Below are 7,460 nucleotides of genomic sequence, written 5' to 3'. Positions count from 1 at the left end.
CCAACACATCATTTCGATCCCAACGCGCCCCACACCCTTTGGCCGCTACCGAGCGTTTCTCGTCGTCTGAGAGGGCTTCAAAAAGCACGAACCCCCGGAAAAACCGGGGGTTCGTCAGCAGCCTGAAAAGCCCCGCGGTTGCGGGGCTTTTGTCGTTGTGGGGATGCCGTTTTCAGCGGAAGCCGGCGCGGTCGAAGATCTTCTGCGCTTCCACCACCGTGTCGGCCAGCTTGCCCACCGGCAGCTTGTCGGCCTTGAAGGTGCCGAGGGTGTCGAGGCCGCGGTTGGAGATCTTGACGCCCGCCACCACCGGCCATTCGTTGTTGCCGTTGGCGAAGTAGCCCTGGGCCTCGGGGGAGGCCAGGTATTCGAGGAACTTCACCGCGGCCTCCTTGTGGGGCGCGTACTTGAGCATGCCGCCGCCGGAGACGTTGATGTGGGTGCCGTAGCTCGCCTGGTTGGGCCATACCACGCCGATGCGCTCGACGGCCTTGCGGTCTTCGGGTTTGTCGGACTTGAACATCCGGGCCAGGTAATAGGTGTTCACCAGCGCCACGCCGCACTCGCCGGCACCGACGGCCTTGATCTGGTCGGTGTCGCCGCCCTTGGGCGCGCGGGCGAAGTTGGCCACCAGGCCGCGGGCCCATTCTTCGGTCTTCGCGGTGCCGATGTGCTGGATCAGCGCGGCGCCGAGGGACAGGTTGTAGGGGTGGCTGCCGGAGCGGGTGCACACCTTGCCCTTCAGGGCCGGGTTGGCCAGGTCTTCGTAGTTGCGCACCTGGTCGGGCGTCACGCCGAGCTTGTTGTAAACGATGACCCGGGCGCGGGTCGAGAACGAGAACCAGCGGTCGGTGTGCAGGTGGTCGGGGATCGCCGCCTTGAGGGCGTCGGACTTCACCGGTGCGAACACCCCGGCCGCGTCGGCGGCGGAGAGGCGGGCGGCGTCGACGGTGATGAACACGTCGGCGGGGCTGTTGGCGCCCTCGTTGCGGATGCGCTCGAGAAGCTCGTCTTCCTTGCCCTCGATGCGGTTGATCTTGATGCCGGTCTTCGCGGTGAAGTTGCTGTAGAGCGCCTCGTCGGTCTGGTAATGGCGGGCCGAGTAGAGGTTGAGTTCGGTGTCGGCGGCGGCGGCCTGGAGGGCGGCGGCGCCGAGGAGCAGGGCGGCGAGAGGTTTCAGCAGGGGCATCGTCGGGGTCCGGGGAACAAAGACGAAACAATCCTAACGATAATGGTTCTTAAGTGCAAATAGTTTTCATTTGAGGATTGGGCGCCGCTAAGGCAGGCGGCCCGGGGCCATGAACGCACCGTCGCATCAGCCAGGCAAATAAGCAATCCACTTTTTGTTGGTTCGCTTTTGCCGGGCCATCGGCAAGACTTGCAGACTTCCCCGAGTCTTCAGATAACACCGCCGATGAATGCCAACACCGACCGCATCGCCCAATGGTTCGTCAGCGGGCTCGAGCTCGAAGCCACGGTCTTCCATGTCGGCCAATATTGCGGCCCCTGGCGTGCGTCGACCGCCGGCCGTGAGCGGGCCAGCTTCCACCTCGTGCTGCGCGGCCATTCCTGGCTGCACCTCGACGGTCAGGCGCCGATCCGCCTCGGCGAGCGCGAGGGAGTCTTCCTGCTGCGCGACATTCCCCACCGGCTCAGCCCGGACGCCGACGACACCGCCTGCCGCCCCTGCGACATGCGGCCGATGACTCCGGCGATCGCCGGCGCCTGCGGGCTGGCCTGCGGCTTCTTCAGCTTCCGTGGTCAGCTCGGCGAGCTGTTCCGCAGCGCCCTGCCGGACTACGTCATCATCCGCGCCGATGCTCCGTCCCAACGGGCGGTCGGGCCGCTGTTCGAGCTGATCCTCGCCGAGGCGGAGCGCCACGGCGAAGCCGGCTCGCCCCTCATCGAGCGCCTCACCGAGCTGCTGTTCTTCTATGTCATACGCGACATCGCCGGCAGTGACGAGGTGGCGGGCGGGCTCCTCGCCGTGGCCCGCCGCACGGAATTCGCGCCGGTGGTGCACGGCCTGCTGCGCGAGCCGGGCAAGGATTGGTCGGTGGATGCCATGGCTCGCCTCGCCCACATGTCCCGCGCGAGCTTCTGCCGGCACTTTGCCGACACCTGCGGCCAGCCGCCGGCCCAGTTCCTGCTGCAGCTGCGCATGAAGATCGCCGCGTGCCGGCTGCAGCGCGGCGACAGCGTGCTGCGGGCGGCCGAGCATGTCGGCTACAACTCCCAGGCCGCCTTCACCCGCGCCTTCAAGCGCGTGATCGGCGAGCAACCCGGTGCTTTCCAGCGCGCCCGCCGCAGCCCGACGGCCCACGTCCGCCATTAGACGTTCGAGCAAAAAACCGCGACGCCCGTGCATAGAGCGGCGCGCGGTGGCTGGGGAGAATGGTCCCATCCAGCTCAACCGAGGAGACCCCCATGACCCGACTGACCGTTCACACCGCCGACAGCGCCCCCGAGGGCAGCCGCGGCTTCATCGACACCGTCATCACCAACAACGGCTTCCTGCCCAACCTGATCGGCGTGCTCGCCGGTGTGCCGGTGGCGCTGGAGACCTACCTCACCGTCTCCGGCATCAATGCCCGGGCCAGCCTGACCCTGCAGGAGCGCGAGGTGGTGCAGATCACCGCGGCGAGCGTGCATGGCTGCGACTTCTGCGTTGCCGGCCATACCGCCATCGCCCTCAAGAAGGCCGGTTTCGAGAAGGACGTGGTGCGCGCGCTGCAGGAGCGCGCCACCACCGGCAACAGCCGCTTCGACGCGCTGGTCGCCTTCACCCGCGCGGTGATCCTGACCCGGGGCAACGTCGCCGACGGCGAGCTGGCCGACTTCCTGGCGGCGGGTTTCAGCGAGCAGCAAGCGCTCGAAGTGCTGCTTGGCGTGAGCCTCGCGACCCTGTGCAACTTCGCCAACAATCTGGCCCGCACCGGCATCAATCCCGAGCTGCAGGCTTACCGCCCGGGAGCGCTGACGTCATGAGCACGCCCCTCTCCAGCCGCGATGACGCCCTGGCCTGGGTCAGCGCCCACGCTGCCTCCCTCAACGACAGCGCTGCGGATGCCGACCTGGTGATCCCGCGCCTCGGCGCCGCCGGCTTCTTCCGCATCGGCGTGCCGGCGGCGCAGGGCGGCAGCGCCGGCACCACGGCGGACGCCATCGAGGCGATCGCTGCGGTGGCCGAGCGTTCGCTGACCGCGGCCTTCGTCTTCTGGGGCCAGCGCACCTTCATCGAATACCTGCTGCACAGCCCCAACGCCGCGCTGCGCGAACGCCATCTGCCCGCGCTGCTGGCCGGCGAGCTGGCCGGGGCGACCGGGTTGTCCAACGCCATGAAGTTCCTGTCGGGCATCGAGAGCCTGTCGATCGGCGCGACGCCCGTCGGCGATTGCTGGCGCCTTGCCGGTGACCTCCCCTGGGTGACCAACCTGCGCCGCCCCGGTTTTGCGGTGGCGGCGGCGGTTCAGCCCGTCGATGGCCAGCCGCCGGCGATCGTGGCCCTGTTCCACGACACCCCGGGCCTCACCCGCACGGATGATCTCGAGTTGCTCGGCCTGCGCGGCAGCAACACCGCGGCCATCCGCATCCACGACGTGGCGTCGGGGCCGGCGGATCTGATCCATGCCGACGCGCGCGGCTTCATTCCGGCAGTCCGGCCCGCCTTTCTCGGCCTGCAGTGCGGCATGGCCATCGGACTGGCGCGGGCCAGCCTCGCGGCGGCCCGGGCCTCGGGCAGCGCGGCGCGCGCCAGCTTGCAGGCGCGCATCGAGGGTATCGAGGCCGAGCTGGCCGCCACCGTGGCCGAGCTCAAGGCCGGCGTGGCGGACGGGCGCTTCGCCCCCCAGGCGGCGCCGCTGTTCCGCATCCGCATCAAGCTCGCCGGCCTGGTGCGGGCGGCGGCGGATCTGGAGCTCGACGCCACTGGCGGCCGGGCCTATCTCGTCGCGACCACCGGCGGCTTTGCCCGGCGCTGGGTCGAGGCGGCCTTCGTGCCGGTCGTCACGCCCAGCCTGACCCAGCTCCACGGCGAGCTGGCGCGCCACGCTGCGTTGAGGGCGGCATGAACGCGCCGCTGGTCGACGCCGCCCTCACCAGGGTACAGGCCGCGGAGCCGGTGCTGGACGCCCGCGGGCTGTCGTTTGCCCATGCCGGGGCCGGCTGCGTGTTCGACGGCATCTCCCTGTCGGTCCGCCGGCGCGAGATCGTGGCGCTGCTCGGAAGCAGCGGCTGCGGCAAGTCGACGCTGCTGCGCGTGCTGGCCGGCCTGGAAAGGCCCGCCACCGGTGAGGTGCGCTTTCTCGACCAGCCGCTGACCCGGCCCCATCCGCGCAGCGCGCTGGTGTTCCAGCAACCCAGCCTGTTGCCCTGGCTCCGCCTCGCCGACAATGTGGGCTTCGGCCTCGATTTTGCTCACCAGCCCCGCGCCGGCAAGGCGGCGCGCGCAGCCCGCGTGGCGGCGGCGATCGAAGCCGTCGGCCTGTCCGGGCGCGAGGGCGCCTACCCGGCGCAGCTCTCGGGCGGCATGGCCCAGCGGGCCGCGCTGGCCCGGGCGCTGGCCCGCGAGCCCGAGCTGCTGTTTGCCGACGAGCCCTTCTCGGCCCTCGACGCGATCACCCGCGCCGAGATGCAGGCGCTGCTCGTCGATGTGGTGCACCGCTGGCATTCGGCGGTGCTGCTGGTCACCCACGACATTGACGAAGCCATCCTCGTCGCCGACCGCATCGTGCTGATGGGTGGCCGGCCCGGCCATCTGGTGCAGGAGTGGGCCGTGGACATCCCCCGTGACCGGGAGGATCACCCCGACGCCGTCGCCGCGCTGCGCCTCGCCATCCTTGCCGCCCTGCGCCACGCAAGCCCCTGATTTACGGAGATTCCCGCCATGGATTACAGCAAGCCTTCCCGCGCCATCCACATCTGCCGGTCGCCCGACTGCGGCTGCGGTCTTACCCGGCGCGATTTCCTGCGCCTGTCGGCGCTCACCGCCGCCAGCGTGGCGGCGCCGCTGCTGTCGGCCGGCGATGCCCGGGCCCAGGGCGCTGGCAGCGACGCGCCGGTGAAGATCGGCTACCTGCCCATCACCGACGCCACGCCGCTGCTCGTCGCCCACGCCCGCAAGCTCTTCGAGGCCGAGGGCCTGCGCGTGGACAAGCCGCGTCTGTTCCGCACCTGGGCACAGATCGTCGAGGCCTTCGTGGCGGGGCAGGTAAACGTGATCCATCTGCTCTCTCCGGCCACCCTGTGGGTGCGCTACGGTACGCGCTTCCCGGCCAAGGTGGTGGCGTGGAACCACGTGAACGGTTCGGCGCTCACCGTGGCGCCGGGCATCAACAGCGTGGCGGAGCTGGGCGGCAGGACGCTGGCGATCCCGTTCTGGTATTCGATCCACAACGTGCTGCTGCAGCAGATTCTCCAGGCCAACGGCCTCGTGCCGGTGACCAGAACGCGGGATGCGAATCTCGCCCGCAACGAGGTCAACCTCGTGGTGCTGCCGCCGGCCGAGATGGTGTCGGCCCTGGCCGGCCGGTCGATTGCCGGTTTCATCGTCGCCGAGCCCTTCAACGCGGCGGCCGAGACAGCCGGGGTCGGCAAGGTGCTGCGCCTCTCCGGCGACGTCTGGAAGAACCACGCCTGCTGCGTGACCTTCCTCGCCGAGCGCGACATCGCCGAGCGCCCCGAATGGGCCCAGCGCGTCACCCATGCCATCGTCCGCGCCCAGCTGTGGACGCGCAGCAACCAGCTCGAGGCCGCCAAGCTCCTCTCCAGCGCCGACGACAACAAATACACGCCGCACAACCCGCAGGTGCTCGCCAAGGTGCTGGCGACCACCGACTACGCGAGCTATGAAGCGAGCGGCGCGGCGCGCAACAAGGGCTGGCACCAGCGTCGCATCGACTTCCAGCCCTATCCGTTTGCGTCCTACACCGAGGAGCTGGTGCGTCTGCTGCAGAAGACCCGGGTGGAGGGCGACACCGGTTTCCTGCAGAAGCTCGACCCGCGCTTCGTCGCCCGCGACCTGGTGGATGACCGCTTCGTGCGGAAGGCCATCGCCTCGGTGGGGGGCCCCGGAGCCTTCGGCCTGCCGACCGACCTGCTGCGCAAAGAAATCCTGGCGGTGTGACGATGGCCGGACTGCTGCTTCCCTTCGCCGGCCTCCTGGCCGCGGCGCTGCTGTGGGCTGCCGGTGCCGGATGGCTCGGTGCGACGACGCCGGTGGCCTCGGCCTTTGCACCCCAGGCGACGGCGGAGGCCCTGCAGGCGCTGCTTTTTGGGCGCGACCTGTGGGGCGATGTCGCCTTCAGCCTGCAGCGGGTGGCCGTGGGCCTGGCCATCGCGCTGGTGCTGGGCATCCCGCTGGGCGTGCTCACCGGGCTGTCGCCTCTGTTCTCGCGGGCCACCACGCCGCTGTTCCAGTTTGCGCGGATGATCTCGCCGCTGTCGTGGATGCCGATCGCGGTGATGGTGCTCGGGGTGGGCGATGCGCCGGTGTACTTCCTGCTCGCGTTTGCCGCGGTGTGGCCGATCCTGCTCAACACGGCGGCAGGGGTGTCCCAGCTCGACCCGAACTGGCTGCTGCTCGGGCGCAGCCTCTCGGCGACCCGCGCCGAGACGCTGCTGAAGCTGATCCTGCCGGGCATCACGGCCCACATCCTGACCGGCGTGCGGCTCGCCATCGGCATCATCTGGATCGTGCTGGTGCCTGCCGAGATGCTCGGCGTCTCCGAGGGGCTGGGCTATTTCATCCTCGACGCCCGCGACCGGCTGGCCTATTCCGACCTGATGGCGGCGATCCTGGTGATCGGCTTCCTCGGCTACCTGCTCGACCACGCCGCCCGCAGCCTGCACCGGCGCTGGCTGCACGCCTGACGACACGTGGATGGGGCTTGCCCCGCCAGAAGCCGGCTCCGCCGGGCGGGGGCCGGCCTTCAGGCGAGGGACGGATGCGCAGGCAGCCCGTGCCGGGCGCGCGCCTTCAGGCATTGGCCGTCGCCGGGCTGGACTTCGCGGCAGGGCTCGGGGCGCTGGTCATAGGCCCGGCAACCCACCTCCGCGCCGATGGTGCCGGCCAGCGCGACGCAACGGGGAGCCCGCCGGTTGGTGCTGGCCATGCAGTTCATCCAGGGGTTGAGCTGCTCGGTGAACTCGGCGGGCAGGCCGCGGGCTTCGGCTTCGGCCCAATAGAAGGACACGCGAAAGCTGGCGCAGCAGGCGCCGCAGGCCTGGCAGGGGTTGGAGGACGAGTCGGGGTTGGACATGGGGCAGGCGGGGGCTGCGCGGTGGGTGCGCCGATCCGGGCGCAGGCTCACCTCGCGGGGCGGAGAGATCGTGTCGGCGTGTGGCAGCAGTTTTTGCGACGCCGATTTTCTGAAATTCCGGCGTGGAAAACAATCGCCCCGGTGCCGGCTCGCACGGCCTGCCGTCCCGATGTGCTGCCGGGCGGGGGCTGGGCCGACGTG

8 protein-coding genes are annotated in these 7,460 nt (G+C 69.9%); 6 read left to right on the top strand and 2 right to left on the bottom strand.

What is annotated here, in order from left to right:
- Window positions 1-172 precede the first annotated feature (172 nt).
- Window positions 173-1,189 (bottom strand): extracellular solute-binding protein, encoded by a 1,017-nt coding sequence (locus tag ACE3OU_RS17225; protein WP_374242782.1) that lies wholly within the window; start codon window positions 1,187-1,189, stop codon window positions 173-175.
- Between the two features lie 225 nt (window positions 1,190-1,414).
- Between ACE3OU_RS17225 and ACE3OU_RS17220 the strand changes: the two genes are divergently transcribed.
- The 6 genes from ACE3OU_RS17220 to ACE3OU_RS17195 all read left to right on the top strand — a co-directional run bounded on the left by ACE3OU_RS17220 (window position 1,415) and on the right by ACE3OU_RS17195 (window position 6,870).
- Window positions 1,415-2,335 (top strand): AraC family transcriptional regulator, encoded by a 921-nt coding sequence (locus tag ACE3OU_RS17220; RefSeq protein ID WP_374242781.1) that lies wholly within the window; start codon window positions 1,415-1,417, stop codon window positions 2,333-2,335.
- A gap of 92 nt (window positions 2,336-2,427) precedes the next feature.
- Window positions 2,428-2,988 (top strand): carboxymuconolactone decarboxylase family protein, encoded by a 561-nt coding sequence (locus tag ACE3OU_RS17215; protein ID WP_374242780.1) that lies wholly within the window; start codon window positions 2,428-2,430, stop codon window positions 2,986-2,988.
- Window positions 2,985-4,070, top strand: coding sequence for an acyl-CoA dehydrogenase family protein (locus tag ACE3OU_RS17210; RefSeq protein WP_374242779.1), 1,086 nt, complete (start codon window positions 2,985-2,987; stop codon window positions 4,068-4,070). Before ACE3OU_RS17215 ends, ACE3OU_RS17210 begins: the two co-directional genes overlap by 4 nt.
- Window positions 4,067-4,867: an ABC transporter ATP-binding protein gene (locus ACE3OU_RS17205; protein WP_374242778.1), complete on the top strand. Its 801-nt coding sequence runs from the start codon at window positions 4,067-4,069 to the stop codon at window positions 4,865-4,867. The genes ACE3OU_RS17210 and ACE3OU_RS17205 overlap by 4 nt, the downstream gene beginning before the upstream one ends.
- An 18-nt stretch (window positions 4,868-4,885) precedes the next feature.
- Entirely contained in the window at window positions 4,886-6,124 is a 1,239-nt protein-coding gene (locus ACE3OU_RS17200; protein WP_374242777.1) for an ABC transporter substrate-binding protein, read from the top strand.
- Window positions 6,125-6,126: 2 nt separating this feature from the next.
- Window positions 6,127-6,870, top strand: coding sequence for an ABC transporter permease (locus ACE3OU_RS17195; protein ID WP_374242776.1), 744 nt, complete (start codon window positions 6,127-6,129; stop codon window positions 6,868-6,870).
- Window positions 6,871-6,929: 59 nt separating this feature from the next.
- On the opposite strand, the gene ACE3OU_RS17190 is transcribed toward ACE3OU_RS17195, so the two are convergent.
- Window positions 6,930-7,259 carry a YkgJ family cysteine cluster protein gene (locus ACE3OU_RS17190; RefSeq protein ID WP_374242775.1) on the bottom strand — a complete coding sequence of 110 codons (330 nt, stop codon included), beginning with the start codon at window positions 7,257-7,259 and terminating at the stop codon, window positions 6,930-6,932.
- Between the last annotated feature and the right edge of the window lie 201 nt (window positions 7,260-7,460).

It is taken from the genome of Zoogloea sp., assembly GCF_041908905.1.
Taxonomy (GTDB): Bacteria; Pseudomonadota; Gammaproteobacteria; order Burkholderiales; family Rhodocyclaceae; genus Zoogloea.
Note: the sequence above shows the minus strand (reverse complement) of the source record. Positions and strands in the feature narration are given on the sequence as shown.

What these genes read in the sequence shown, in the direction of transcription:
- ACE3OU_RS17215 (WP_374242780.1), top strand. Translation starts at nt 2,428, where the DNA reads ATGACCCGACTGACCGTTCACACCGCCGACAGCGCCCCCGAGGGCAGC.
- ACE3OU_RS17205 (WP_374242778.1), top strand. Translation starts at nt 4,067, where the DNA reads ATGAACGCGCCGCTGGTCGACGCCGCCCTCACCAGGGTACAGGCCGCG.
- ACE3OU_RS17200 (WP_374242777.1), top strand. Translation starts at nt 4,886, where the DNA reads ATGGATTACAGCAAGCCTTCCCGCGCCATCCACATCTGCCGGTCGCCC.
- ACE3OU_RS17210 (WP_374242779.1), top strand. Translation starts at nt 2,985, where the DNA reads ATGAGCACGCCCCTCTCCAGCCGCGATGACGCCCTGGCCTGGGTCAGC.
- ACE3OU_RS17190 (WP_374242775.1), bottom strand. Translation starts at nt 7,259, where the DNA reads ATGTCCAACCCCGACTCGTCCTCCAACCCCTGCCAGGCCTGCGGCGCC.
- ACE3OU_RS17195 (WP_374242776.1), top strand. Translation starts at nt 6,127, where the DNA reads ATGGCCGGACTGCTGCTTCCCTTCGCCGGCCTCCTGGCCGCGGCGCTG.
- ACE3OU_RS17225 (WP_374242782.1), bottom strand. Translation starts at nt 1,189, where the DNA reads ATGCCCCTGCTGAAACCTCTCGCCGCCCTGCTCCTCGGCGCCGCCGCC.
- ACE3OU_RS17220 (WP_374242781.1), top strand. Translation starts at nt 1,415, where the DNA reads ATGAATGCCAACACCGACCGCATCGCCCAATGGTTCGTCAGCGGGCTC.